Genomic DNA, 25,462 nt, shown 5'->3' with positions numbered 1-25,462 from the left:
CGGATCGCTTGCTGCGGAACACTCGGGTACGTCATGGCGAGTTCCCCCGTGGCGGGTGCCGTGGAGCCGGCCGAGCCCGCGCCCGGTGCCTTCCCTCGCTCGCCGTTCCCTTGCTTCCCAGCGGTTCTCGGTGGTGACTTGCCAACCCTTGCGGGAGGCGCTGAAATGCCGATGAAATCTCGATGATGCGGGGGAGCGGAGGCTTCGGGATGGACGGGGGATCGCATCAGCGGCTTCGGATCGCGGTGCTCGGGCCGGTGCGGGCCTGGCGTGACCGGACGCCGCTGGACCTGGGGCCGGTTCGGCGGCAGGCGGTGCTGGCCGCGCTGGTGCTGCGTCCGGGCCCGCTGGTCAGCCAGGAGCAGCTGCTCGTCGGCGTGTGGGGTGGACAGCCGCCGAGGTCCGGTCGCCGGGTACTGCCGAGCTACGTCTACCCGCTGCGGAAGGCGCTCGACGCGGAGGGCGCCGGACGGACAGGGTCGGTGATCCGCAGTGGCCGGGGCGGGTACAGCTTCGTCGGCGACGGAGTACGGCTCGATGTGGCGGAGCTGGCCGAGCGGGCCGGTGAGGCACAGCGCGCGAGGGCATCCGGTGACCTGGCCACCGCAATGGACCGGTTCACCGAGGCGCTCACCCTGTTTCGAGGCGAGCCCCTGGCCGGGCTGCCGGGGCCGTTCGCGCAGGGCGAGCGGCAGCGGCTGTCGCAGCGCCAGCGCACGCTTCAGCGGGAGAGGCTTGAGTGTCTGGTTCTTCTCGGCCGGTCCGCCGATGCCCTGGACGACCTCGCCGCTGTGTCCGCTCTGCCCGAGTCCGATCCGTACGACGAGTCGCTGACAGCGCTGAGGATGCGTGCCCTGTACGGCATCGGACGCCAAGTGGCCGCGCTGAGCGCCTATGAGGACATGCGCGAGCGGCTGCGCGACCAGCTCGGGGTCGATCCCGGCGAGGAACTCCGTCGGGAGCACCAGGCGGTGCTGCGCCGGGATGACGAGCAGCTCCTCGGTCCGGCGGTGGCGCGCTCTGCCGCTCCGCCGGACCGGCCCCGGCCCCGCCGCGCGGTCAACGAACTGCCGGGCGACACCGGCCGCCTCATCGGGCGGGAGCGCGAACTGGCGCTGCTGACCGCGTCCTCGCCGCCCGAATCCGTGTCGATCGTGGCGGTGGACGGCACGGCCGGCGTCGGCAAGACCGCGCTCGTCGTCCACGCGGCCGGTGCGCTGCGCGTCCACTACCCGGACGGCTGCCTGTTCGTGGACCTGCGCGCGCACAGCACGGAACGGCAGAGGCAACCGCCGCAGCGAGTGCTGCGGCGGTTGCTGCGCTCGGTCGGCGCAGCCGACAGCGAGGTGCCTGACGACCTCGACGAACTCACCGCGGCCTGGCGGGCCGCGACCAGCTCGCTGCGGCTGCTCCTCGTGCTCGACGATGTCCTGAGCGCGCAGCAGATACGGCCGCTGGTGCCCGCCGGGCCGGGCAGCATGGTGCTGGTGGCCGGCCGGCGGCAGCTGGCCGGACTGGACACCGATCGACGAGTCACGCTGGAGCCCCTGGAGACAGGCGATGGGCTGTCCCTGCTCAGGCACATCGTCGGGGAGGAACGCGCGGACCGGGAGCCGGAGGCGACGCGTGAGCTGGTCCGGCTGTGCGACGGGCTGCCGCTCGCGCTGCGCATCGCCGGGGCACGGCTGCAGACCCGCCCTGCCTGGACGCCGGCGTACCTGGTGGACCGGATGGCGGGCGACGAGCGCCGCCTCGGCGAGCTGAGTGCCGGGGATCGCAGCGTGGAGGCGGCCTTCCGGCTGTCGTACGACCAGCTCGCGCCGGCGCAGCAGCGCGGATTCCGTACCCTGGGCCTGTCGCCGACGGTCGAGTTCAACCCGCTGACATCAGCGGCCATGCTGGGTTGCTCGTCCCGCGACGCCGAGCAGACCCTGGAAAGCCTGGTCGATGCGAGTCTGCTGCAGCAGACTCGTCCGGGCCGCTACCGCTTGCACGACCTGGTTCGGGTGCACGCGCGGCGGCTCGCGGAAGCCGCCCCCGCCGAAGCCGGCGCGGCCCGTACAGCCGTACTCCGCCTCTATCTGGACGCGGGCCGGATCACCAGCGACTGGGGCCAAGGCGGTTTCCCCACCGGGCCGCAACCCGCCGGAGCGCCGTTCGCGGACTGGAAGGGCGCCGGCGGCTGGCTGGACGCGGCGAGCGGAGAGCTCGTCGACGTCGTCGGGCACGCCGCAGCGCTCGGCGAGGCCGACTACGCGTGCTGGATCGCCGAGGCCCTGAGCGACTACTTCGTACGCCGGGGCCGTTACCACGAGTGCCGAACAGCCCTGGAGATCGCGCTCGCGCACGCGGACGAGGCCACCGACCGGCGGATGGCCCCCGCGCTGCGGAACTGCATGGGCATCACCGACATCTATCAGGGCCGCATCCTCCAAGGGCACGCCTGGTTCACCGAGGCGCTTCACCTCAGCCGCCACCACGCGGACCCGCGCGAAGAGGTGCGGGCCCTGGCCGGGCTGGGGGCCGCCGACCTGAATTCGGGCCGGGCCGAGCGGGCAATTCCCCGTCTCACCGAGGCAGTTGAGCTGGCTCAGCGGCTCGACGACCACTGGCTCGCCGCGATGGGGCTCTGCGTACTCGGCGCCGTCCACCACAGTCAGAGGAGATGCGAGGAGGCGTTGGCCTGCTTCGCCGCCGCCCGCGCCCACGCCGAGACGAACGGCAGACCTCGCATGATCAGCATGGCCTCGGGCAACGCCGCCGGCGTCCACCTCGACCTCGGCCAGTACGCTGAGGCCAAGATCCTTTACCGCCGAGCGGCGGACCTGGCTCAGCGGGTCGGGGACGTACTCATGCACGCGATCGTCCTGACCCGGCTGGGCACGGCAGAGCATGGAGAGGGAAACCTGAGCGCCGCGGCGGCCCTCCACCACCAGGCTCTCTCCCAGCACCGGACGCTGTCCCCACTCACTGAACCCAACTGCGACCGGCTGGAGATGGACATCCGATACCGGCTGGGCCGCACCTACTCCGCGGCAGGCCGCGTCGCCGAGGCACGAGAGCAGTTCCGGACCGCGCTCGCCCTGCCCGGAGCCGACGAGCACCCTGAGGAGCGCGCGCTGGCGATCGCGGGACTCAAGGAGTGCAAAGACTGCTAGCCAGTAGGCCGGCGCGGATGCGGCGTCGCCCCCATGCAGACCGCACCTCTGATCCACCCGGGCTCCGGAGGGCGTGAGCGAGTCACCCGACCCACGTCACCACTGCGCCTCGACACCCCGCTGACCAGCAACGACTACTGGAAACCAAGCTTGCGGTGGGGCCCTTCGACGTTGTCCGTCTCGGTTTCCGTCGCGGCCGGGGCCGTGGGGCCCGCGCTCCGGACGCCTCCGGGGTCGCCATGATCGCTTCGACGGTCGGGGCAGGGAGTTGGGGCAGCAGGAGAACGGTCCCGGCCGCGTGGCGTGTGTCACGCGGCCGGGACCGTTCCGGACGCCCGGCGAGCATCTGGGCCTCGTGGTCGCCGGGGCGCGGGAGCGGTTCCGGTGCCCCGGATCCGGGCGGCGCCGGTGCTCAGCCGGTGAAGGCGCGCACGAACTCGTTCGCTGACTTCCCGATGCTGGAACAGGTCGCCATCGCCGTGGGTTTCGCGCCTCCGGGGCAGGCCTTGTCGCGGGTGACCGACCACATCGAGAGCCGGCCGAGTCCCTTCTTCTCGGCGAACCTCTTGAGTTCGGCCGCGTCGTCGGGCCTGAAGACCTCGGCCTTGACGTCGTTCACGCCGATCATCGGCGTGACCGAGACGGTCTTCCAGGCCTGGGCCTCGCTCCGGATGCCCAGCGCCGACTTCACCTGCTTCTGAGTGGCGGTGGCGGCCGCGACGGCGTATTTGCCCATGTCGCCGTCGTAGTAGGTGCCGTAGTCCATGGCCATGATGTTCACGCCGGAGATCCGGGCACCGTTCTTCTTGGCGTTCTCCAGCACCGCGACGGCGTGCCGGTTCAGGCCCGAGGGGAGCACCGGGAGGGTGACGGAGACGTCCAGATTCCTGCGCTGCTGCTGGAGCCGGGCGATCGCCCGGGCGCGGAGGCTGTTGGCCTTGGTGTCCGTCAGGGCGGGGCCCTCGATGTCGAAGTCGACCTTCGTCAGGTCGTAGGCGTCGATGACCTTGCGGTACGCGTGCACCAGCTTGGACACCGAGCCGCAGACCCTGGCCAGTTCGTTGCCGCTCTGCCCGCCGAAGGAGACCCGCACATCGCCGCCCTTGGCGCGCAGCGCGGCCACCTGCCGCGCCACCGGGTTGTCGTCCAGCTCCTGCCTGCCGCCCCACTTGGGTTCGCAGCCGCCTCCCGGGGAGACGAAGGCCAGGTTGTACTCCTTCACCCCGGTCTCCTCGGCGCCCTTGAGGAGGTCGTAGGAGGGCTTGAGCAAGGTGTCCACGTACGGCGAGAAGGCGGCGGGTTCCGCGGAGGGCGTGGCAGAGGGTGTGGGAGGGGCGGAAGGGGCGTCGCTCTTCGGATGCGACGGCTTCGCCGGGCCCGGGCTCTCGGGCTTCTCCTGCTCCTCGCTCGAGCAGCCGGCGAGCAACGACGCCGCCACCACCACCGCCATCGCCGCGATGGTGGCCGGCTTCGGCTTGCGGCTTCTCCGGGGAACGTGCGCTTCTGCGTGACGCGCCATCGCGGGGCTGCCTCCAGGGGTTGGGGGGCGGGCAGTTGTGTGCGGAGGTGCAGCGAAGAGAAGGACGGAAAGGGGAGCCACACCGGATCGGCCGATCAGCATGTTGCGCGGCGGGCACGGAGGGCAAGGAGCGCATGCAAGGCGCGGGGAGCTCCTGGCGGGGAAACATGCCTGGCCAGGCCCTGGGAACAGGCACCGGGCGGCCGGACGGCCCGTCCCCCGGAGTCGCGAAGATCACATCTGTTTCGGTGAGGCCCCGTGAGCGCGAGGACTACCGGGGAGTCCCTGCGTGACCCGGCTTCCGCCTCGTGGCCGGTGTCACCGTGCGGAGGCAGGAGGCGGAGGTACGGACTCGCCCTCCTCCTCGTGCTGTACGGCTGCGTCCACGGCTTCGGGGGGCATGGCCAGTCGTACGGCGGTGTAGTGGACGGCGAGGCTGAAGACGATCACGAGGACCAGGTCCCACCATTCGGGGAGCACACCGGTGCCGCCGTAGCGGCCGAGGTAGCCGATGAGGACCATGCCGCCGAGCCAGGGCCACACCCAGATGGCCGATTTGGCGCGCAGGCCGCTGCGTTCGGCCGCCGGGATGCCGCGGCGGGTGAGCGCGAGGACGACGAAGCCGAGCAGAGCGGCGATACCGAGTTTCCAGTCCGCCTCGTACCCGGACCAGTAGAAGATCAAGTTGGCGAAGACGAATCCGGCGGGCGCCATGACCCGTCCGGCGGGAAGCCGGTACGGGCGGTTCCGGTCACCGTCCCGTACGCGGAGGGCGTGCAGCGCCACCGGTGCGAACGCGTACATGACGGCCGCTGCCGAGGTGACCAGGCCCACCAGCGCCTGCCAGCTGGGAAACGGCAGGAACGCGAGCTCGCCGACCACGAAGGCGAGGAGGGTCGAGACGACGGGCACGCGGCTGCGGCCGACCTGGGTGAGGACTGTGGGCAGCACCCGCTCCCGCCCCATGGCGTACGAGAGACGTGCGGCACCTGCCATGTAGACCAGGCCGGTGCCTGCCGGGGAGATGACGGCGTCGACGTAGAGGATGGTCGCCAGCCAGCCGGCCCCGACCGCGGTGGCCAGAGTGGCGTAGGGACCGAAATTGCCCGCCCCCACCGGGTTGGCCCAGCCGTCGGCCACGGCCTCGGGGTTCAGGGCGGCGATGAAGGCGACCTGGAGCAGGAGATAGAGCGCGGTGCCGACCGCCATGGCCACGATCACCGCCCGGGAGATGTCGCGCTGGGGATCGCGCGCCTCACCGGCCAATTGGATGGCCTGCTCGAAGCCCAGCAGCGCGAACACCACACCGGCGGGCAGCGCCGCGAAGACGCCGTGCGCCCCGTGCGGGGCGAAGCCGCCGCCCGCGGTGAAGTTCGAGCCGTGGAAGGCCAGGCTCATCAGGACCACCACGGTCAGCAGGGGGACGGCCGTCTTCACCACCGCGGTGACCGAGTTGATCCCGGACATCAGCCGTACGCCGAGGATGTTGATGAGGGTGAAGACCAGCATGAGGAAGGTCCCGATCACCAGGCCCGCGGTGGTGAGGGTGCCGTTGGGGTGCAGGACGTGCACCCGGTCGTGGAACCAGCCGATGCGGTCCATGTACGAGAGCGTGGCCTCGACCTCGATCGGCGAGATCAGGACCGAGCGCAGCCAGGACATCCAGCCGGCCGTGAAGCCGACCAGCGGGCCGAAGGCGAAGAACGGGAAGCGGGCGGTGCCGCCCGCGATCGGGTACGTGGCGCCCAGTTCCGCGTGGGCCAGCGCCAGCACGGCGAGCATCGTCGAGGCGAGCACCCAGGACACCAGCGAGGCCGGGCCGGCGATGACGGCGGTGGTCAGGGCGCCCAGCAGCCAGCCGGAGCCGATGATCGACCCCAGGGAGATGAACATCAGGCCCCAGAACCCGACCGCTCGCTGGAGATGACGGCTTCCGGCGGGGCTCTCGCTCCCCGCCACGGATGGCTTGCTCACGCGCGCTCCTGGTTCACGGAGCCATCTTGGTCCCGGGAAGCGGACGGGAAGCGGACCCGGCGCGTCTGCGCCTTGCGTGTCGCCCTGCGTACGGAGCGTGATCAATGGTCGGGTGAGGGCCTTACGGCTGGGGGCCAGGGCCTTACGGCGTATGGCAGGCCTTGTCACGCGGGTGTACGCGTCGGCCCGGTACTGGCCGTCCTGCTGCCGGGCTACCCCTAGTGACTGCCCGACGGGTCGGCGAGGGGGTGCACGGAGCCGTTGCGGGGCGGCGGGTGGGCGTGGAAGAGGGTGGCGTACAGGCCCTGCCGGGCGAGGAGTTCGGTGTGCCGGCCCGACTCCACCAGGCGTCCCTCGTCCAGCACCAGGATGCGGTCGGCGTCCGTGGCGAGGTCCAGATCGTGTGTGATCACGAGAGTGGTACGGCCCTCGGCGAGGCGCCGTAGTGGCCCGAGGATGCGCCGGGTGGCCAAGGTGTCCAGGCCGGTGGTGGGCTCGTCGAGGATGAGCACGGGGGCGTTGCGCAGCATGGCGCGGGCGATCGCGATGCGCTGTAGCTGGCCCCCGGAGAGCCGGGAGGTGCCGGGGGCGATCACGGTGTCATAGCCGTCGGGGAGGGCGGCGATGAACACCTCGGCGTCGGCGGCCCGCGCGGCCTGGACGACGTCGTCGTGGGTCACGTCGTCGCGTCCGCAGGCGATGTTCTCCTCCACGGTGTCGTGCAGGACGAGGGTGTCCTGCGGCAGCAGCGTGATGTTCCGGCGGAGCTGGGCGAGCGGCAGCCGGTTCACGGGGATGCCGTCCAGCCGGACGCTGCCGGTGTCCGGGTCGTAGAACCTCAGCAGCAGGGCGGCCAGGGTCGACTTGCCCGCGCCGCTGGGGCCGGTGATGACCACCAGCTCCCCGGGCACCGCGGTGAAGGAGAAGTCATGGAGCACCTCCTGCTCGCTGCCCGGGTAGCGGAAGCCGACCCGGCACGCTTCCACCGCACCGACCGCGCGCTCCGGTGCCGGAACGATGACGGAGGGGTCCGGTTCGGTGACGGCGGGTGGCGCGTCGACGATCTCCAGCAGTCGCTCGGCTCCGGCGGTCGCCTCGGTGACCGTCAGACCGAGTTGGCCGAGGCTCTGGATCGGCGGGTAGAGGTAGCCGACGAACGCGGCGAAGGCCAGCAGCTGGCCCAGCGTCATCCGCCCCGAGGCGATCTCCCACGCGCCCAGGCCGATGATCGCCAGCACGCAGAACGTTTCCAGGACCTGGACCAGCTGCTCGTACAGCTCGTTGAGACGGGCACTGGTCACCGACGCCCTCAGCCAGCTGTGGGCCTCGCGGCGGAGCCGCTCCTGCTCGTCGCGCTGCCGGTTGTAGGCCTGGGTCAGGACGACGTTGACCAGCCCTTCCTCCACCACCGAGGTGATCGCGCCGTCCGCCGCGCGTTCCCGGCGGGACACCTCCTTGACCCGGTGGGTGAAACGGCTGGTGGCGAGCCAGAACAGCGGAGCCAGGGCGAAGGTGGCGAGCGCCAGGTCCCAGCGCAGCCAGAGCGCGGCACCGGCGTAGAAGACGACGCCGAACAGGGCCGTGATCGCCTGCACGAAGCCGGAGACCACGAGCTCCTCGATGGCGTCGACGTCGCCGGTCAGCCGCTCGACCAGGTCACCCCGTCGGTTGCGCTGGAAGAAGTGCGGCGGCAGCGTCTGGAGATGCGCGAAGATCCGGGCCCGTAGCCGCATCACAAAGCGCTCTGCCACCCAGGCGGCGAGCGAGTTGCCCAGATACCCCACGATCGCGCCGGCGACGGCCAGGCCGAGCCACAGCCCGGCGGGCCCCCAGAAGGCGCTGACCGAGCCCTTCTGAAGGGCGTTGTCGGTGAGTTCGGCGAAGAGCAGGATGGCCACGGTCTCGGCGAGCGTGGCGACGATGGCGCTCAGAATGACGAGGACGATCCAGCGCCGGTCGCCGCGGGTCAGGGGCCAAAAACGGCGCACCGCCTCCTTGAAGCCCACTCGCCTGGTGCGGATCGAGGTGTCTGCGACGAGCCCCCGGAACACGCGGTCCATAGCGGGGTCCGGGGGCGGCAGCTTCCTTGCCCGCCCAGCGGCCGCCGGAGCGGTGAACTCGTCACCGCCACCGCTCAGCAGTGCCGAACCCTCTTCAACGGGTGGTGGTTCCGTGCCTCGTTGAGGCGACGCTTCGAGGCGCTCTCGGCGCCGGCGTGAGCTGCGCAGGTGCATGGTGGTTACGTCATCTCGTCGCTGCTCCGGGTGCTGGCCGGGACCACGTGACACGGCCCCTCAAACGACGAGGCGGACCCGCGCTGTACGCGAGCCAGCCTCGAACTCAGAGGTTTGCGTCAGTGACGCCCGAAGCCGCGGCCATGGCCACGCCCACGACCCCTGCCACGCCCACGCCCGCGTCCGCGCCCGCGGAAGCGGCCGTAGCCACGGCCATAGTCGTCGTAGTCCCAGTCGTCTCCGTGACGCCTGCGCCTGGTGGGGAAGATCTTGCGGAAGCTCATCTCGCCTCCTCGTAGACTTTTCCTTGCTGTCGAGCCGTTACCGGCTACGACAACTCCCAAGCTACGACGCACATCTGATTCCAACAAGGAAATGTGCGTGAAAATTCAGACATAAGCCAATATTCCTCTCAAATACCCCAAAGGGTGACGAGAGGTGACTCTCCGGAGGCCATTTGGACGCTTTTGGCGCCTCTGATGTCTCTGACTCATCGGACGCAACGATCGGGCCATCGGGGGGGGCGGGGCGGGCGGGTGTCTGCGAAAGCAAATGGATCTGCCGGAGCGAAGGGATCAGCGGGAGCGCCGCGGTCCGCCGGAGCGTACGGCCACCGGGCCGCTCGGCCCTTGCGCGTCAGCTGACGGGAAGTCGGCCGGCTGCCCAAGACTGCGGCGGATGCGGTCAGTCGCCCTCCTCGGTCCCCCGCCCGCGGTGGCTGCGGGAAGCGGCGTGCAGGAGGGCCGCGGCGGCGCCGGTGGCGGCGATGAGGCCGACGGAGACCCAGAAGGCGTTCCGGGCTCCGTTCAGCACGGCACGGGCCGGTTCCGACGGGCCGTCGGAACCGGCGTGGAGGAAAATGGTGCCCAGGAGGGCGATACCGAGCGTGCCGCCCAGTTGCTGGGCGGCGTTGAGCAGCCCGGCCGCCGAGCCGGTTTCGTGCGGGCGGACCCGGTGCAGGGCGGTGGTGAAGAACGGGACGGCGAACAGGCCTTGTCCCGAGCCGCAGTCCCGAGCCGCAGACCGCCAGCGCGGCCAACGCAGACCGTGGCCCGCCGCTACCGGCGGTGTGCGCCGACGCCGGGTTGTGCCGGGTCAGGTCGCGCTGAGCGCCACCGTCGGATGCAGCCGGGAGGCCCGTACGGCCGGGTAGAGGCCCGCGATGACGCCGATCACCAGGGTGGCGCCGAGTCCGCCGGCCAGCGACCAGGGCGGTACGACGGCGGTCCACCCCTGGGCATGGGCGAAGACGGCCGTGGCGACGGCGCCCAGGGCGGCGCCCGCCAGTCCGCCGAGTGCCGACAACAGCAGTGATTCGGTGAGGAATTGGAGCCGGACCGAGCCTCTCGTCGCGCCGAGGGCGCGGCGCAGCCCGATCTCCTGGCGGCGCTCCAGTACCGAGATCACCATGGTGTTGGCCACACCCACACCGCCGACCAGCAGCGCCACCGCGCCCAGGCCCAGCATCAGGCTGGTCATCCCCTTGTCGGTGGCGGACTTGGCCACCAGGGCGTCGGAGGGGCGGGAGACCTTCACCGAGTTCTCGTCACCCGGGTTGACCGTACGGGCCAGAACCCCCTGGACCGCCTCCACCGAGGCGTCCGTGGAACGCTCGAAGAGCATGGTCGGGTGGCCGTCGAAGCCCAGGTAGCGTTCGGCGGAGGGGTATCCGACCAGGGCGGTACGGTCCAGGGTCGGCACCAGCTCGATGGGCGCGAGGATGCCGGTGACGACGTACCAGCGGTCGTCGAGCAGGATCTTGGCGCCGGGCTCGCTCATGCCGAGCCGGTCGGCGGCCACCGAGCCCAGGACGACGGTGGGCAGTCGTTCACTGGCGCGGTTCAGCCACCTTCCCTGCCTGGTACGGGCATTGAGCGCGTCCAGCAGGTCGGGGCGGGCGGCCTGGACGGTGATGCCCGCCGGCATCTCCTCCGGCACGGCATCGCTGCGCCGCACCCGGGCGTCGACCGCACCGACGGCGGTGGCGTGCTGGACCGGGCCGATCCGCTCGACCATCGACACCGCGTTCTTGGGGAGTTTGGCGTCGTTGCCCGCGGAGTCCTGGCCCGCCTCGGCGGTGAGCATATTGGTGCCGAGGCGGTCCAGCCGGGACATGATGTCGGCGCGGCTGGAGGTGGACAGCCCGATGACCGCGACCATCGTGGCGATGCCGATCGCGATGCCGAGGGCGGACAGCACGACGCGGGTGCGGCGGCTGCGCAGGCCCTCGGCGCCGACGCGCAGCACATCGGCCGGGGAGAGCCGGGCCGCCCTCAGTGCGGGGCCGCTCATCGGGTCACCTCCTCGGTGGGCTCCCCGGGGGAGCCGGGGGCGGCAGGGGCGGTACCGGAGTCGTCGACGATCTCGCCGTCGCGGAAGCGGATGCGGCGGGGCAGCGCGTCGGCGATGTCGTTGTCGTGGGTGATGACGCAGACGGTCGTCCCGGCGGCATGCAGCTCGCGGATGAGGTTCATGACCAGCTCTCCGGAAGCGGTGTCCAGGGCGCCGGTCGGCTCGTCGGCGAGCAGCAGATCGGGGTCGCCGACCAGTGCGCGGGCGATGGCCACACGCTGCTTCTCACCGCCCGACAGCTGGTGGGCGAGGTGGCCGATGCGGTGTCCGAGCCCCACTTCCTCCAGGGCCGTGCGGGCGCGGGCGCGGCGCTCCCGCAGGCCCGTTCCGCCGTACAGCAGGCCGTCGGCGACGTTGTCCTGGGCGCTGCGTCCGGGCGCGAGATGGAAGTGCTGGAAGACGAAGCCGATGTGCCGGGCGCGCAGCGCGGAGAGCTGGGCGTCGGACAGCCGGCTCACGTCGTGCCCGGCCACCCTGACCTCGCCCGAGGTGGCCCGGTCGAGGGTGCCGAGCAGATGGAGCAGGGTGGATTTGCCGGAGCCCGACGGGCCGACGATGGCGGCCAGTTCGCCGCGCTCCACCCGGAGGTCCACGCCCCGCAGGGCGTGCACCCCGCCCGGGTACGACTTGGTGGCCGCCCGCAGTTCGATCACGGCTGGGGTCATTGCTCGGCCGCTCCGACCTTCATGCCCTCGGCCAGGCCGGAACCGCTGACCTCGATCCGGCCGTCGGCCGTCAGACCGGTCTCGACCGACACCATGCGGGTCTTGGCGCCCTGGACCAGCTCCAGCCCGTAGCCGCCCTCGCGCAGCGCGACGACCGCCTCGACCGGCACCGTCAGCACGTCCTTGCGGCTTTCGCTGACGAACTTCACGGCGAGGGTGCCCTGCCGGTCCTTCTCGTGGAGCTTGGTGTCGTCGTCGAGCGTGATCTCGACCTCGATCGCGTTGTCGGACGAGCCGCCGGATCCGCCGGCCCCGCCCTCGGCAGACTCGGATTCCTCGGGGGCCGCCACGCCGCTGACCTTGCCGCGCCGGTTGCCTCCGCCGGGCATGGCGATCTCCACCTTGGTGCCGTTGGCGGCCAGCGCCCCGTCGGCCGCGCTGAGCGAGGCCCGTACGACGGGCTCGGTGGAGGCGACCGTCAGGACTGCCTTGTCCGGGCCGATGGTGTCGGCGAGGGCGGCGTCCGCGGACACCACCCGCACGGGGCCGCGCTGGAAGACGACGTCTCCCCGGCCGATCTCGCCGTTGGAGGTCATGTCGAGGGACTTCTGCCACTGCTTGACGGCGGCCTTGGTCGCCTCGTCATAACGGACGTCCACATACAGCCCGGACCCGAAGCCCAGATCGCGGAGGTTGCGCTCCAGTTGGAGGACGTCCGGGCCGCGGGTGCCGACCTTCATCGCGCGGAACATCGGTGTCGGGCCGTAGAGGAGGATCACCGGCCGGGCGTCGCGCTCGTACAGGCGCTGCCCGAGCGAGAGAGTCTTCCCCGGTTGGGCGGCCTTGGTGATCGTGCCCTCCACTGGGGACTTCACCGCCCGGCGCTGCGCGTAGTCCAGGTGTCCGTCGACGGTCTTGCTCTGGACGAGGTCGGCGCGGGTGATCTCGGTCGTGGTGGGCGGCCCCTTCGGCTTCCGGCTGTCGGCCGAGGCGTCCTGGCCGGGGTTGGTGAGGATCATGACGCCGGCGGTCACCGCGGTCGCCGTGACCGCCGCCGCCAGGGCGACGAGACCCCGACGGCGCTTGCCTGCGGAGCTCACTGCATGCCGTCCAGTCCGTCGAGGAGCTTGTCCTTGCAGGCCTGTTCGGCCTGCTGGTATGCGGGCGAGTCCCGCTCGATCTCGGGCGAGGCGGGGTTCGGGTCACCGCCGGGGAGGACATTGCCGTCCTGAAGCTTCGGGTTGGTGAACTTCGATACGCCATGGGCGCGCATGCACTTGGCGTGCGCGAGCATCGACTCGTAGTCCTTCTGGGTGTCGCGGGGCGGCTCCAGGCTCATGGCCTTCCGCATCTCGGACACACATGCGTTGCCCCGGCCGGCCTTGGCGACGTCGTTGTTGCCCATCTCCTCCTGGAGTTTGTTGATCTTCGTCCAGTCGAGATAGCCGCTCAGCTTGGGATCGGGGTAGTCCTTGGTGATCTTCTTGCGCATGCACTGGACGAACTTCATCTGTGCGTCGTAGAACGCGCTCTTGCCCTGGGCGCCACCGTCCTTGGACGAGCCGGCGCCGTCCTTGGTCCGGTCGGTGGAGGGCGCGTTGCTGACGGACGCGACCCCTTCGTCGGACGACTCGGCACCGCCGCAGGCGGTGGTCAGCGCGAGGGCGGGCAGGGCAATCAGCAGCGCGAGGCGTGCGGCACGGGAGCGGGAGCGTGTCTTCTGCGTCATGCGGCTCAATGTCAGGGCCGTAGTTGGTGGCCGCTCCATGGCCGCATGATGAGAACGTAACAATGCCGCCGGACCGCGCTTCCGCCCTGTGGATAACTCCTGAGCTGCACAAACCCTCGCCCATAATCGACGGCATGCCGCATGTGCTGCTGATCGAGGACGACATGTCCGTACGGGACGGAATGGAGCTGGTGCTGCGTCGGCACGGCCATGAGGTCGACGCCGTCGCCAGCGGCGAGGCGGGCCTGGAGCTGCTGTCCCGCCCGCGTGAGGGCGGCATCGAGATCGCGGTGGTCGACCTGATGCTGCCCGGTATCGACGGCTTCGAGGTCTGCCGCCGCATCCGCGGCCGGAGCCAGCTGCCGATCATCATGCTCACCTCGCGCGGCGACGATCTGGACGTGGTCAGCGGGCTGGAGGCGGGCGCCGACGACTATGTGATCAAGCCGATCACCGGCCGGGTGCTGGAGGCCCGCATCCGGGCGGCGCTGCGACGGGTCGGCCCGGCCACCCGCACGGACAGCGAAGACTTCGCCGGGCTCGTCATCGACCGGGCCGGGCTGACCGTCACCAAGCGCGGCACCCCCGTCCCCCTCCCGCCCACCGAGCTGCGGCTGCTGCTGGAGCTGTCAGCCGCACCCCGCCGGGTCTTCAGCCGGGAACAGCTGCTGGAGCTCGTCTGGGAACACGACTTCCTGGGCGACTCCCGGCTGGTGGACGCGGCGGTCGGGCGGCTGCGCGCCAAGCTGGAGGACGTACCCGCCAAGCCGCGCTACATCCAGACGGTGCGCGGCTTCGGCTATCGCTTCGGGCCGGTGTGAGCGCGCGATGAGGAGTAGGAAGGGGAGCGGGACGGAGAGCGCGGAAGGAGGTACGGAGGGGAGCACGGAGAGGATCGCGGCGAGGGCCGCTCCGGTGGGATCTGCTCCGCTGGGATCTGCTCCGGTGGAGTCCGCTCCGGCGACGGCCGTGAGGACCGGGCTGCGGGCCCGTATGCGGCTCCCCCGCCTTGACGGGCTTCGCGGGCGGCTGATCATCACCGTTGTCGTGGTCGCCCTGATCAGCGCGGTCACCGCCACCGGACTGGCGTACCGGGAATCGCGGGAAGCGGTCCTCAAGCGGGCCCAGAACGCCGCCGTCGACGACTTCCGCGGTCTCGTCGAGCGGCACGCGGCGGAGCTCGATGTCCCCACCGAACCCCGGTCCATGGCCCGGTTCGCCACCGACGTCTCGTCCGGTCTCCACGGCTCACTGGTCGTCGCCCGGTACCGCGACTACACCGCCTCCTCCGCCCCGTCCGCGGACCGCACCCGGATCACTCCCGAGCTGCGCGCGGCCGTGCGCACCCACACCCGGGTCTCTCTCCAGCGGGTGGAGTACGGCGGGAAGCCCTGGCTGGCGCTCGGCGCCCCGGTCGGTCTGGAAGCACCGGCCGGCCGTGGCAGCTCGGGACAGCCGTCCGGGGTCGAGATATTCGCGGCCGTCTCCCTGGCCGAGGAGGAACGCGACACCGCCGAGCTGGTGCGCAGTGTGCAGGGCGGGCTGGTGCCCGTGGTGCTGCTGGCCGCGGTCCTGGCGCTGCTCGCGGCCCGTACGGTGCTGCGGCCGGTCCGCAAACTGGCGCGGGCCACCCGCAGGCTGGCCACCGGCGAGCTCAGTATCCGGGTCGAGGAGAAGGGCCACGACGAACTGGCCGAACTCGCCCACACCTTCAACGAAACGGCCGGCGCGCTGGAGCACAGCGTCGGCGAGCTGCGCGAACAGGAGGCCCTGGCCCGCCGTTTCGTCGCCGATGTCTCCCATGAGCTGCGCACCCCGCTCGCCGCCATGACCATCGTCTCCAGCGTCCTGGAGGAGGACGCCGACCAGCTCACCCCCGACACCGCACACGCGGCCCGCACGGTCAGCGCCGAAACCGCCAAGCTGGCCCGGCTCGTCGACGACCTCATCGAGATATCCCGCTTCGACGCCCGCGCCGTGGCGCTCACGGTGCACGAACTGGACATGGCCGAGGCGGTGCGCGCGACGCTCGCGGCCCGCGGCTGGACCGACCAGGTCGTGGCCGATCTGCCGCCGGGCATCCGGGCCCGGCTCGACCGCCGCCGTCTCGACGTCATCGTCGCCAACCTCGTCGGCAACGCCCTCCGGCACGGCGCGCCGCCGGTCACCGTCACCGTACGGGCGGCGGACGACCGGCTCACCGTCTCCGTCGCCGACCACGGCCCGGGGCTGGCCCCCGAGGTCGCCCGCCATGTCTTCGACCGCTTCTTCAAGGCCGACAGCGCCCGTCGCCGCTCCGAGGGCAGCGGACTGGGCATGGCCATCGCCCTGGAGAACGCCCGCCTGCACGGCGGCACCATCGAACTCGCGCCCCCGGCTCCGGGCACCGGAGCCGTCTTCACCCTCCGCATCCCCCTCCGTACGGAATCCGCCTCATGACGCGCCCCCGCACCGCCCTCACCTGCTGTGTGCTCGCCCTCGCCGCCGCGGGCTGCGGTATCCGTCCCACCGGCGTCACGGACGGCGGCACCGCCCCTTCCGGGATCTCGAAAGGCATGCGGATCTACTTCGCCTCCGACAACGGTCCGCGCGGGGTGTCCCGGCCCGACGTGACCTTCGACCAGCTCGACGATGCGTTCAAACTGCTGATCTCGGGCCCGTCCCCGGCCGAGCGGGCCGAGGGGCTGACCAATCTCCTCCCCACGGCCGGAGGATTCCGCGCCACCGCCAGCCACGGCCAGGTCACCGTCACCGCTCCGGGCTATGCCACCGTCTCCCCCCAGGACCAGGCCACCGGCCAGCTGGTCTGCACCCTCGCCCGTGCCGAGGTCCTCGTCCACGGCACCCGCCCGGACAAGGTCCAGGTGACCATCGTCGGCGAGGACGGGCGCGCCGGGCCGTACCGCTGCCAGCAGTTCCTGGCACGCTGAGGCCCGTCCGCGGGGTCATCCGTGATCCGGTCCCACCGGCGAGAGCCGGTATGCGCCGCCCTCGGAGCGGACCCGGCCTGCCGTGGGCGGCGGGAAGTGGCTGCCCAGGAGCAGGGTGTCGGTGCCGGCCAGCGAGGCGAGAAGGGTGCGGCGGGTGTCCGCGGCCTGTGCGGGGTCGGTGTCCACGCAGCTCCCGATGTCGGGGCGCGACAGCTGGACCGGGTGGTGCAGGCAGTCACCGGTGATCAGGGCCGTCTGCCCGGCGCTGCGCAGCTCCACGGCGAACTGGCCGGGCGTGTGACCGGGGGTGGGCAGGAGGCGGACGCCGGGGGCGACCTCGGTGCCTTCGGCGGGCACGTCGACCAGGTCGAGCTGTCCGGCGTCGCGGACGGGGTGGACGGAGTCACGGAACATCTGGCGGCGGGCCTCGTCCAGGTCCTGGCCGGACCAGTGGTCCCACTCCGTACGGGACGTCAGGTAGCGGGCGCGGGGGAAGGTGGGGACCCAGCCGTCCTTGTCGGCGACGGTGTTCCAGCCGACGTGATCGGTGTGCAGATGGGTGAGGAGGACCAGGTCCACCGCCTCCGGGGCGAAGCCGGCCGCCGTCAGCCGCCGGAGATAGCCGGTGTCGAGGTGGTCCCAGGCGGGGTTGGCCCGGGGTTTGCCGTTGCCGATGCCGGTGTCGACCAGGAGGCGTATGCCCTGCACCTCCAGCGCGAAGCTGTGCGTGGCCAGGCGCAGGTCACCGTTCCGGTCGGCGAAGTCCGGCCGCAGCCAGGGCGCTTGCGCCAGCACGTCCGGGGTGACGTCGGGCAGCAGCCACCGGCCGGTCGGCGCGGGGAGCGCGGTCTCGTCGATACGGCGGACGGTGATCTCGCCGACCGTCCAGGCAGGGACCGCTTCACTGACGGCATGCATGAGCTGTCCTCTCGTGGACCTAAAGCAAATTCTTTGCGTTATGCCAGGCTAGCGCAGCCGGGCCCCTAACGCAAACATTTTGCTTTTATGTGTCGCTGTGTCACGCCGAGCCCTTAAGGTGGAGTCATGAGCCCCAGGCCGATGACCCGCCCCGGGGGACGCAGCGCCCGCGTCCAGGAATCGGTGCATGCCGCCGTGCGTGCCCTCGAAGCCGAGCAGGGCCGAGCGGCGCTGACGGTCCCTCTGGTCGCCGCGCGCGCCGGCGTCACGCCGTCGACGATCTACCGCCGGTGGGGAGACCTCCAGGAACTGCTGTCCGACGTGGCCGTCGAACGCCTCCGCCCGGAGGCACCGCCCGCCGACCACGGCGCGCTGCGCACGGACCTGGAGGCCTGGGCCGAGCAGTTCCTGGAGGAGATGGCCTCGCCCCCGGGCCGGGCCTACATCCGTGACGCGCTCGCCGGTGATCCGGACGGCCGCAATGCAGGGCAGTGCTCGGCCTACGCCGCCGAGCAGGTGGGCGTCATCCTCGCCCGCGCCGCCGACCGCGGCGAGCAGGTCCCGGACGCCGAACTCGTGATGGACCACATCGTCGCCCCCATGATGTACCGCCTGGTCTTCCGGCCCGGCCCGCTGGACGCGTCGTATGCGCGCGGCCTGGTGGAGGCGACGCTTGCCGGGCTGATGCCGCCGCACTGACCTCCTTCGTCATGCCCGCGCACCGGATGCCCGCGCACCGGCGAGGCGCGTGGCGCCCGTCGTGGCGCACCGGGTGGCATGGCCCATGAGCCCCGGGTGAGGCCTTCGCCCGCCCCGTCACGGTCCGCTGCACGAAAGGGCCATCCCGCGCATGGTGCTTGCCGAATCCCTGTCCCTCGCCATGCTGTGCGTCGTCCTGGTGGGTGCCGTGATCCGGCCGTTCCGGCTGCCGGAGGCGGTCTTCGCGGTGCCGGCCGCCGCCGTGGTGACCGTCGCCGGGGTGATCCCGCTCGCCGGTGTCCGCGACGAGGCGGAGCAGCTGGGACCGGTGATCGGCTTTCTCGCCGCGGTGCTGGTCCTCGCCAAACTCTGCGACGACGAGGGGCTCTTCCACGCCTGCGGTACCTGGATGGCGCGCTGGGCCGCGGGACGGCCCAGCCGCCTCCTGGGTGCGGTCTTCGCCCTCGCGTCGGTCATCACGGCCGTACTGAGCCTGGACGCCACCGTCGTCCTGCTGACTCCCGTCGTGTTCGCCACCGCCGCGCACATGGGCGCCCGTCCCAGGCCCCATGTCTACGCCTGCACCCATCTGTCGAACACCGCGTCCCTGCTGCTGCCCGTCTCCAATCTGACGAACCTGCTGGCCTTCACGGCGAGCGGGCTGAGCTTCACCCGGTTCGGTGCGCTGATGGCGCTGCCGTGGCTGGTCGCGATCGGTGTCGAATACCTGGTCTTCCGCCGCTTTTTCGCCACGGACCTGGCCGCCGCGACACCCGGTCCGGGCACCGCCGAGCCGCCCGAGCTCCCGCTGTTCGCGCTGGTGACGGTGGCCGGCACGCTCGCCGGTTTCGCGCTGACCTCCGCACTGGGCATCGACCCGGCCTGGGCCGCCGCGGCCGGCGCCCTCGTCTTGGCGGTCCGTGCGCTCGCCCGGCGCGACACCACCCCGGCCGCCGTCGTCCGGGCCGCCGGGCTGCCGTTCCTCGCCTTCGTACTGGCCCTGGGCATCGTCGTCCGCGCGGTCGTCGACAACGGGCTCGCCGATGCGCTCGGGCACGTACTGCCCGACGGCACCTCACTCCCCGCCCTGCTCGGCACCACCGCGCTGGCCGCCGCACTCGCCAACGTGATCAACAACTTGCCCGCCGTGCTGGTGCTGGTGCCGCTGGCCGCGCCGAGCGGCCCCGGTGCCGTCCTCGCCGTGCTCCTCGGTGTGAACATCGGCCCCAACCTCACCTACGCCGGGTCCCTGGCCACCCTGCTGTGGCGGCGCATCGTCCACCACCACGAACACGACGTCCGGCTCAAGGAGTTCACCCGGCTCGGTCTGCTCACCGTGCCCGCCGCGCTGGCCCTGTCGACGGTGGCGCTGTGGGGCGCGCTCCAGCTGATCGGCAGCTGACCCGGCCCCGGCCCGTGCGGCCCCCTGCGGCGTCAGGACCGCTTGGTGCGCTTCAGGAACAGCCCCACCCCCGACCCGATCACCACGACGCCGCTGGCGACGCTGATCAGCACCTGCCGCACCCCGTCGAAGGCGAAGCTGGTGGAGACATTGACGACGACGGCGAGGCAGAGCACGCACCAGAGCAGGGCCTTCATGGAAGTTCCTTCCGCAGGGAGTTGAGCGTCCGTGTGACCGACAATGCCGTCGCCGGACCGCCGGATCGAGGGGGTGCCCTCCCGAGCCGGGGGTGTAGCGCACTACACCCCCGGGCGGGGAGCGCAGCCACGCGCGTCCCCAGGGGGTGTCACTTAGCCTGAGCCCATGGGAATGGGGGAGACGGTGCGGCGGGCGGGGCGGGCCTCGGTCCAGTTGCTGACGGCGGCCGGGCTGGCCCTGGTGTCGTATCTCTTCCTCGCGGTGCTGCTGTTCACCGCCGTCGCCACGATCATCGTGATCGGCGCGGGGGTGCTGCCCGAGACGGTCCTGATGCTGCGCAGGATGGCCGGGTACAAGCGGCGGCGGGTGGCGGCCTGGACGGGGGAAGCAGTCCCCGAGGCGTATCTGCCGCTCACCGGGCAGCTGCCCGAGCGGGTGCGGACGGTGACCGCGGACCCGGGCACGTACCGGGATCTGCGCTGGCTCGCCGCCCACTTCGGCTACGGCCTGCTCCTGGCGTACGGAGCGCTGCCGCTGTGGGCCCTGGGCCTGTTCGTCGACGGGGTGTGGTGCGGGCTGCTGCGGCGCCGGGCCGTCGTACTGCCGCTGATCTCGCGCCTCGCCGACCTCGACGCGGCCTGGTCGCGGGCGCTGCTGCTGCCGTCGCCCGACAGCCGGCGCACCGTCCGGCTCGCCGAGCGCGTCGAGGAGCTGACCGTCACCCGGGCCGGTGCCGTCGCCGCGCACGGCGCCGAACTGCGCCGTATCGAACGGGATCTGCACGACGGTACACAAGCCCGGCTGGTGGCACTGTCGATGCGGGTGGGGCTGGCCAAGCGGGCGTACGACACGGACCCCGAGAGGGCCCGCAAGCTCCTCGACGACGCACAGGACCAGGCGGAGGAGGCCCTCACCGAGCTGCGCCATGTCGTGCGCGGCATCCATCCGCCGATCCTCACCGACCGGGGGCTGATGGGCGCGGTGCGGGCGCTCGCGGCAAGCAGCGGGCTCGATGTGGCGGTGCGCGAGGACGGGGTGGAGGAGCGGCCGCGGGCCCCGGCGGCGGTCGAGGCGGCCGCGTACTTCGTCGTCGCGGAGGCGCTGACCAATGCCGCCAAGCACAGCGGTACGGACCGGGCCGCAGTGGAACTGGTGCGCGGGACCGGCGGGTTGACGGTGTCGGTACGTGACGAGGGCCGCGGCGGCGCCGAGAGCGCCGTCCCCGGGGGCCCCTCCGCCGGAGCGCCGGGAGGCAGTGGGCTGCTCGGCATCCGGCGCCGGGTCGCGGCGCTCGACGGGACCGTGGAAGTGACCAGCCCCGTCGGGGGCCCGACTCTGATCGAGGTGGAGCTGCCGTGCGCGTGGTGATCGGCGAGGACAACGCCCTGCTGAGGGAGGGCCTGGTACTGCTGCTGACCTCCGCCGGGCACGAGGTGGTGGCGGTCGCGGCCGGCGGGCCCGAGGTGCTGCCCGCGCTGCTCGCGCACCGCCCGGATGCCGCGGTGCTGGATGTCCGGATGCCGCCCACCTTCCGTGACGAGGGCCTGCGGGCGGCGCTGGCGGCACGTCGGGAGATCCCCGGTCTGCCGGTTCTGGTGCTCTCGCAGTACGTCGAGGAAACCTACGCCGTGGAACTGCTGGGCGGCGGCGCGAGCGGGGTCGGCTATCTGCTCAAGGACCGGGTGGGGCGGGTCGACGAGTTCCTGGACGCGCTGGAACGCGTCGCGGCGGGCGGCACCGCGCTGGACCCGGAAGTGGTCACGGAGCTGCTGACCCGGCGCCGCAACGATCCGCTCGATGCCCTGACACCGCGCGAGCGCGAGGTGCTGGCGCTGATGGCGCAGGGCCGGGACAACGCCACGATCGCGCAGCTGCTGGTGGTGTCGGACCGGGCCGTCAGCAAGCACATCGGCAATGTCTTCGCGAAGCTGGGACTGCCGGCGAGCGACAGCGGGCACCGGCGGGTGCTGGCGGTGCTGGCGTACTTGAACGGGGGGTAGGGCGCCCAGATCGTGAAGTGGACGAGCGTGAGGGCGGCACGGGCCGCGTCCTCGCAGGTGAAGCCCGCCTCCCGCAGCACCCCGACGAGGGTGTCGGCGAAGCCGAGGATGTGCCTGCCGGTGGAGTGCGTAAGGGCGTAGACGCGGGCACCGTCACGGCGGGCGAGGAGCGCCGTACGCATCCGGCGGGCCAGTTCGGCCAGGCGCTCGCTCCAGTCCGGGGACGGGTGCGGCCGGTCGAGGCAGTCGGCCAGCAGCACCTCGGCCATCGCGGTGAGCAGCTCGTGCTTGGTCGCGAAGTAGCGGTACAGGGCACCGGCCCGTACGTCCATGGCCTCGGCCGGCCGCCGCACTGCGCAAGCTGACAGCCGGGCTCCTGGGCATCGAGGAGGTCAACCGCCGTCCGGCCGGGCTGGTTTCGGTGCTCGACACCGGCTATCCGCCCGCCGGCACCCGGGCCCACCCGTTGGCGGGACGGCGGATGCCCGATATCGCGCTCACGGCGGCCGGACCGGCGGCGGCCCGCGTCTACGAACTCCTGCCGCACGGCCGGTTCGTCCTGCTGGACCTCGCGGGGGACGACGAGATGAAGCGGGCCGTCGATACGGGCTGGGGGCCCCGGGTGGCCGCCTTCACCGTCACCGGGCACGACTCCCGCACCGACCTCGACGGGGTGCGGGAGATCCTCGTCCGCCCCGACGGCCATGTCGCATGGGCCACCTCCACCACGGCTGTGCAGGCCCGCCGCGCCGAACGGGCCCGTGCCCTGGCCGACTGTGCCGGCCTCCCCGCACGGGGATGAGCGGGCCGTGGGGGCCGGCGTCAGGCCCCCCGCCCGTCACACCCGCCATGCCCGCCGCCCAGCACCCTGCCCACGAAAGCGGCCAGTTGGGCCCTCATCCGCTCGGAGGTCATGCCTTCCTGGCCGACAAGGTGCTCGACCAGATCCGCGCGGGTGGCGGCCAGCAGGACATGCGCGGTGAAGTCGCTGTCCGCGGCCGGACCGGCCGCCGCCTCGGGCAGTTGCTCCAGCGCGTCCCGCAGCATGCCGTGCCACCACGCGTAGGACACCCCCTCATACGGGCTGCCGCTGCCGGCCTCCTCCAGGGCGAGCGAGAGATGGCGGTGGTCGAGCTTGAAGCGCAGGACGGCATCGAGCAGTGCCGGCACCCGTTCGCGCGGTGCGACTGACGGGCCGAGCGGCGCCGGCCCCTCCTCCACAGCCTGCCGCAGGGGCTCGATCCGTGCGTCGAAGACCGCCCGGATCAGTCCCGTGCGATCGCCGAAGCGGCGGAAGAGCGTCCCCTTGCCGACCCCGGCCGCTGCCGCGATGTCGTCCATCGACACGCTGCGGGGGCTCGCGCTGCGGGCGAAGAGCGCGTCGGCGGCCGCCAGGACGGTCTCGCGGTTGCGGAGCGCGTCCGCGCGCGCCTTGCGTTCGGCCATGGGAGGACCCCTTTACGAAACGGACTGCCAGTCCGTATAGTTGCGGCAACGGCTAAACGGACCATCGGTCCACATTGTGCCCCCAGTGTAGAGGCGAGGCATCCCCATGAACGAGAGCGAACGCGGCACCCCCGTCACCCCCGCGGCACCGGCGGAGGTCTACCGCCACGGGCTGCAACTGCTTCTGGACAAGGACATCGACGGCTGGGTGGCCCTGTGCGACGAGCACGTGGTCTTCGAGTTCCCCTTCGCCCCGGACGGCTATCCGAAGCGGCTGGAGGGCCGGGCGGCGGTCGCCGCGTACATGCAGGACTATCCCGACCACGTCGACGTCCACGCCTTCCCCCACCTGGAGATCCACCGGACCGACGCCCCGGACACCCTCGTCGTCGAAATGCGCGCCGTCGGCCGGATCGTGGCGACCGGCGCCCCGTACGAGATGCCGTACATCGCCGTGGTGACGGTCGTGAACGGCCGCTTCACGCGCTACCGCGACTACTGGAACCCCCTGATGGTCCCGGCCTCCATGAGTGCGGCGAAGTCGCCCCTCACCACCACGTCCTGACGGAGCGACCATGACCGACCACGACACCCGGACCGGCCACGACACCGTCCTGGTCACCGGCGCCACCGGCAACACCGGCAGCCGCATCGTGCCCAGGCTCACCGCACTCGGCCACCCCGTCAGAGCCGCCGCCCGCCGTGCCCCCGGGCTGCCCGGCGCACAGGCCGTCCGCTTCGACTGGGACGACCCCGCCACCCACGATGCCGCCCTGCGAGGAGTGGCCAGGATCTATCTCGTCCCGCCCATCGGGTCCCCGGACCCGGCCGCCGTCATGCTGCCCTTCCTGGAACGGGCCCGTACGGCCGGTGTCCGCCGCGCGGTCCTCCTCAGCTCCTCCGCCATCCCCGCCGGCGGCCCGATGGTGGGCCAGGTGCATGCGGCCCTCCCGGGCCTCTTCGAGGAGTGGGCGGTGCTGCGGCCCTCCTGGTTCATGCAGAACTTCACCGACCAGCATCTGCACGCGGAGAGCATCCGCACCCACGGCGTCATCCGGTCCGCGACCGGCGAAGGCCGCGTCGGCTTCATCGACGCGGACGACATCGCCGCCGTCGCCGTGCACGCCCTCACCGGTGAACCGCCGCCCGCGCACGACCTGGTGCTCACCGGCCCGCAGGCACTGAGCTACGAGGACATCGCCGCCACCCTCACCACGGTCACCGGCCGGCCCGTGCACCACCGGCCCCTCACCCACGAGCAGCTGCGCGACCGCCTGGCCGCCGGCCTTCCCGCAGAGTTCGCCGCCCTGCTGGCCGGCCTGGACCGCGCCATCGCCGACGGCGCCGAAGACCGCGTCACGGACACCGTCGAGCGCCTCACCGGCCGCCCGCCGCGCAGCTTCCGCGCCTTCGCGGAAGAGCACGGGCGCGCGGCCGGACACGCTGGGGCGGGCTCTTGATCCGGTCCGCGCGAAGGAGGCGGGCACCGAGCCGTCACGCCCGGCGCCCGGCGGGCCATCGGCCGGCCGGGCGCCGGGTGGAGTGTGCGCGGGTGCGGCGCCCGGCCTGCCTCCGGGTTCCGCACCGGCGCACTCACCTCAGCGGGCGGCTCGCGGACTCGCGTGCCCTGCCGAGTTCACCGGGTCCACCGGGCTCTCGGGGCTGTCGGAGCGCTCGGGCCTCTCGGAATCCGCGGGGCGCTCCGACTCATCCGGACTCTGCGAGCTCCTGGGAGGCTCCGGCTCACCCGGGCTCTGCGAACTCCTGGGAGGCTCCGGCTCCTCCGGCCTGTCGGTGTAGTCGTCGTCGGCCGGCTCTTCCATCGGGCCGCGCGAGCTCAGTTGCAGGCTCCCGAACCGCGCGTTCTTCCACGTGCGGTGAGGCACGACGGTGACCACGGATCCGGTGCAGTCCCGCCCGTTGTACAGGACCAGGTCGGTGGGGGTGTCGTTCTCCACCTCGCCGTACCCGTCGCCCACGCCGTAGCAGTGGTCGTCGCCGGGATCGAGGATCTCGTACACCCGGTTTCCGGGCCGGGTGTGGTAAGTGATGATGCCGGTGATGGCGTGCGCGCCGGGTGGGGCGAACACGACCAGCCCCCCGACGATGGCCGCAGTGCCAAGGAAAGCGGTCAGGCGTCGCACAGTGGGAACTCCTTGTCAGCCATGGGCGGCGGTCCGGCCCCGGTCACGCCCGTGCGGGACTTCGCCATGTGGGGTTCCCGACGACATCTCGGGA

At 72.0% G+C, this 25,462-nt stretch carries 23 protein-coding genes and 1 pseudogene; 11 read left to right on the top strand and 13 right to left on the bottom strand.

Annotated features, from left to right (window positions below):
- Positions 1-209 precede the first annotated feature (209 nt).
- Positions 210-3,158, top strand: a complete 2,949-nt coding sequence (locus IF67_RS0126490; RefSeq protein ID WP_030989744.1) for an AfsR/SARP family transcriptional regulator — start codon at positions 210-212, stop codon at positions 3,156-3,158.
- A gap of 412 nt (positions 3,159-3,570) precedes the next feature.
- Here the strand turns inward: IF67_RS0126490 and IF67_RS0126485 are convergent, their stop codons facing one another.
- The 8 genes from IF67_RS0126485 to IF67_RS0126445 form a co-directional block, all read right to left on the bottom strand.
- Positions 3,571-4,677, bottom strand: a complete 1,107-nt coding sequence (locus IF67_RS0126485) for a chitinase (RefSeq protein ID WP_030989742.1) — start codon at positions 4,675-4,677, stop codon at positions 3,571-3,573.
- A 318-nt stretch (positions 4,678-4,995) separates the two neighbouring features.
- Complete coding sequence (locus IF67_RS0126480) at positions 4,996-6,651, bottom strand: APC family permease (RefSeq protein WP_030989741.1); 1,656 nt, start codon at positions 6,649-6,651, stop codon at positions 4,996-4,998.
- A 218-nt stretch (positions 6,652-6,869) separates the two neighbouring features.
- Entirely contained in the window at positions 6,870-8,711 is a 1,842-nt protein-coding gene (locus IF67_RS0126475) for an ABC transporter ATP-binding protein (protein WP_078889641.1), read from the bottom strand.
- Positions 8,712-9,569: 858 nt separating this feature from the next.
- A complete protein-coding gene (locus tag IF67_RS45815) occupies positions 9,570-9,698 on the bottom strand; it encodes a hypothetical protein (protein WP_267959232.1) in 129 nt (42 codons plus the stop codon).
- A 282-nt stretch (positions 9,699-9,980) separates the two neighbouring features.
- Positions 9,981-11,177, bottom strand: a complete 1,197-nt coding sequence (locus tag IF67_RS0126460) for an ABC transporter permease (RefSeq protein ID WP_030989737.1) — start codon at positions 11,175-11,177, stop codon at positions 9,981-9,983.
- The gene (locus IF67_RS0126455; protein WP_037839870.1) at positions 11,174-11,902 is read right to left on the bottom strand and encodes an ABC transporter ATP-binding protein; all 729 of its coding nucleotides are present in this window, start codon (positions 11,900-11,902) and stop codon (positions 11,174-11,176) included. The genes IF67_RS0126460 and IF67_RS0126455 overlap by 4 nt, the downstream gene beginning before the upstream one ends.
- Positions 11,899-13,002, bottom strand: coding sequence for a peptidoglycan-binding protein (locus IF67_RS0126450; RefSeq protein ID WP_051818630.1), 1,104 nt, complete (start codon positions 13,000-13,002; stop codon positions 11,899-11,901). Before IF67_RS0126450 ends, IF67_RS0126455 begins: the two co-directional genes overlap by 4 nt.
- Positions 12,999-13,631 (bottom strand): hypothetical protein, encoded by a 633-nt coding sequence (locus tag IF67_RS0126445; protein WP_030989731.1) that lies wholly within the window; start codon positions 13,629-13,631, stop codon positions 12,999-13,001. The genes IF67_RS0126450 and IF67_RS0126445 overlap by 4 nt, the downstream gene beginning before the upstream one ends.
- A gap of 134 nt (positions 13,632-13,765) precedes the next feature.
- On the opposite strand from IF67_RS0126445, the gene IF67_RS0126440 reads away from it, so the two are divergent.
- The 3 genes from IF67_RS0126440 (at position 13,766) to IF67_RS0126430 (ending at position 16,561) form a co-directional block, all read left to right on the top strand.
- Positions 13,766-14,452, top strand: a complete 687-nt coding sequence (locus IF67_RS0126440) for a response regulator transcription factor (RefSeq protein WP_030989729.1) — start codon at positions 13,766-13,768, stop codon at positions 14,450-14,452.
- Positions 14,453-14,624: 172 nt separating this feature from the next.
- Positions 14,625-16,070, top strand: a complete 1,446-nt coding sequence (locus IF67_RS0126435) for a sensor histidine kinase (protein WP_037839869.1) — start codon at positions 14,625-14,627, stop codon at positions 16,068-16,070.
- Positions 16,067-16,561: a GerMN domain-containing protein gene (locus IF67_RS0126430; RefSeq protein WP_030989725.1), complete on the top strand. Its 495-nt coding sequence runs from the start codon at positions 16,067-16,069 to the stop codon at positions 16,559-16,561. Before IF67_RS0126435 ends, IF67_RS0126430 begins: the two co-directional genes overlap by 4 nt.
- Positions 16,562-16,576: 15 nt before the next feature.
- On the opposite strand, the gene IF67_RS0126425 is transcribed toward IF67_RS0126430, so the two are convergent.
- Complete coding sequence (locus IF67_RS0126425; RefSeq protein WP_030989722.1) at positions 16,577-17,479, bottom strand: MBL fold metallo-hydrolase; 903 nt, start codon at positions 17,477-17,479, stop codon at positions 16,577-16,579.
- A gap of 126 nt (positions 17,480-17,605) precedes the next feature.
- Between IF67_RS0126425 and IF67_RS0126420 the strand changes: the two genes are divergently transcribed.
- Complete coding sequence (locus IF67_RS0126420) at positions 17,606-18,178, top strand: TetR/AcrR family transcriptional regulator (protein ID WP_030989721.1); 573 nt, start codon at positions 17,606-17,608, stop codon at positions 18,176-18,178.
- A 151-nt stretch (positions 18,179-18,329) separates the two neighbouring features.
- Positions 18,330-19,580, top strand: a complete 1,251-nt coding sequence (locus IF67_RS0126415; RefSeq protein WP_051818629.1) for an SLC13 family permease — start codon at positions 18,330-18,332, stop codon at positions 19,578-19,580.
- Positions 19,581-19,612: 32 nt separating this feature from the next.
- On the opposite strand, the gene IF67_RS44370 is transcribed toward IF67_RS0126415, so the two are convergent.
- Positions 19,613-19,777, bottom strand: a complete 165-nt coding sequence (locus IF67_RS44370; RefSeq protein ID WP_199812783.1) for a hypothetical protein — start codon at positions 19,775-19,777, stop codon at positions 19,613-19,615.
- 172 nt (positions 19,778-19,949) lie between these two features.
- Here IF67_RS44370 and IF67_RS0126405 point away from each other — a divergent pair, with 172 nt between their 5' ends.
- Both IF67_RS0126405 and IF67_RS0126400 read left to right on the top strand, forming a co-directional pair.
- A complete protein-coding gene (locus tag IF67_RS0126405; RefSeq protein WP_030989717.1) occupies positions 19,950-21,146 on the top strand; it encodes a sensor histidine kinase in 1,197 nt (398 codons plus the stop codon).
- Complete coding sequence (locus IF67_RS0126400; RefSeq protein WP_030989714.1) at positions 21,134-21,778, top strand: LuxR C-terminal-related transcriptional regulator; 645 nt, start codon at positions 21,134-21,136, stop codon at positions 21,776-21,778. The genes IF67_RS0126405 and IF67_RS0126400 overlap by 13 nt, the downstream gene beginning before the upstream one ends.
- A 68-nt stretch (positions 21,779-21,846) precedes the next feature.
- Here IF67_RS0126400 and IF67_RS46030 read toward each other — a convergent pair.
- Positions 21,847-21,960, bottom strand: a pseudogene (locus IF67_RS46030) (TetR family transcriptional regulator); the annotation flags it as partial.
- A gap of 239 nt (positions 21,961-22,199) precedes the next feature.
- Between IF67_RS46030 and IF67_RS0126390 the strand changes: the two are divergent.
- The gene (locus IF67_RS0126390; RefSeq protein WP_030989712.1) at positions 22,200-22,580 is read left to right on the top strand and encodes a hypothetical protein; all 381 of its coding nucleotides are present in this window, start codon (positions 22,200-22,202) and stop codon (positions 22,578-22,580) included.
- A gap of 20 nt (positions 22,581-22,600) precedes the next feature.
- Here IF67_RS0126390 and IF67_RS0126385 read toward each other — a convergent pair whose 3' ends face one another.
- Positions 22,601-23,224, bottom strand: coding sequence for a TetR/AcrR family transcriptional regulator (locus IF67_RS0126385; protein ID WP_030989711.1), 624 nt, complete (start codon positions 23,222-23,224; stop codon positions 22,601-22,603).
- A 106-nt stretch (positions 23,225-23,330) separates the two neighbouring features.
- Here IF67_RS0126385 and IF67_RS0126380 point away from each other — a divergent pair, with 106 nt between their 5' ends.
- Both IF67_RS0126380 and IF67_RS0126375 read left to right on the top strand, forming a co-directional pair.
- Complete coding sequence (locus IF67_RS0126380; protein ID WP_030989710.1) at positions 23,331-23,789, top strand: nuclear transport factor 2 family protein; 459 nt, start codon at positions 23,331-23,333, stop codon at positions 23,787-23,789.
- A 10-nt stretch (positions 23,790-23,799) separates the two neighbouring features.
- The gene (locus IF67_RS0126375) at positions 23,800-24,684 is read left to right on the top strand and encodes an NAD(P)H-binding protein (RefSeq protein ID WP_030989709.1); all 885 of its coding nucleotides are present in this window, start codon (positions 23,800-23,802) and stop codon (positions 24,682-24,684) included.
- A 138-nt stretch (positions 24,685-24,822) separates the two neighbouring features.
- Here the strand turns inward: IF67_RS0126375 and IF67_RS0126370 are convergent, their stop codons facing one another.
- Entirely contained in the window at positions 24,823-25,368 is a 546-nt protein-coding gene (locus tag IF67_RS0126370; protein WP_051818627.1) for a hypothetical protein, read from the bottom strand.
- Between the last annotated feature and the right edge of the window lie 94 nt (positions 25,369-25,462).

The organism is Streptomyces sp. NRRL S-1813 (assembly GCF_000719605.1).
Taxonomy (GTDB): Bacteria; Actinomycetota; Actinomycetes; order Streptomycetales; family Streptomycetaceae; genus Streptomyces; species Streptomyces decoyicus.
The sequence above is the reverse complement of the archived record's forward strand: the minus strand, read 5'-3'. Positions and strand labels throughout refer to the sequence as shown.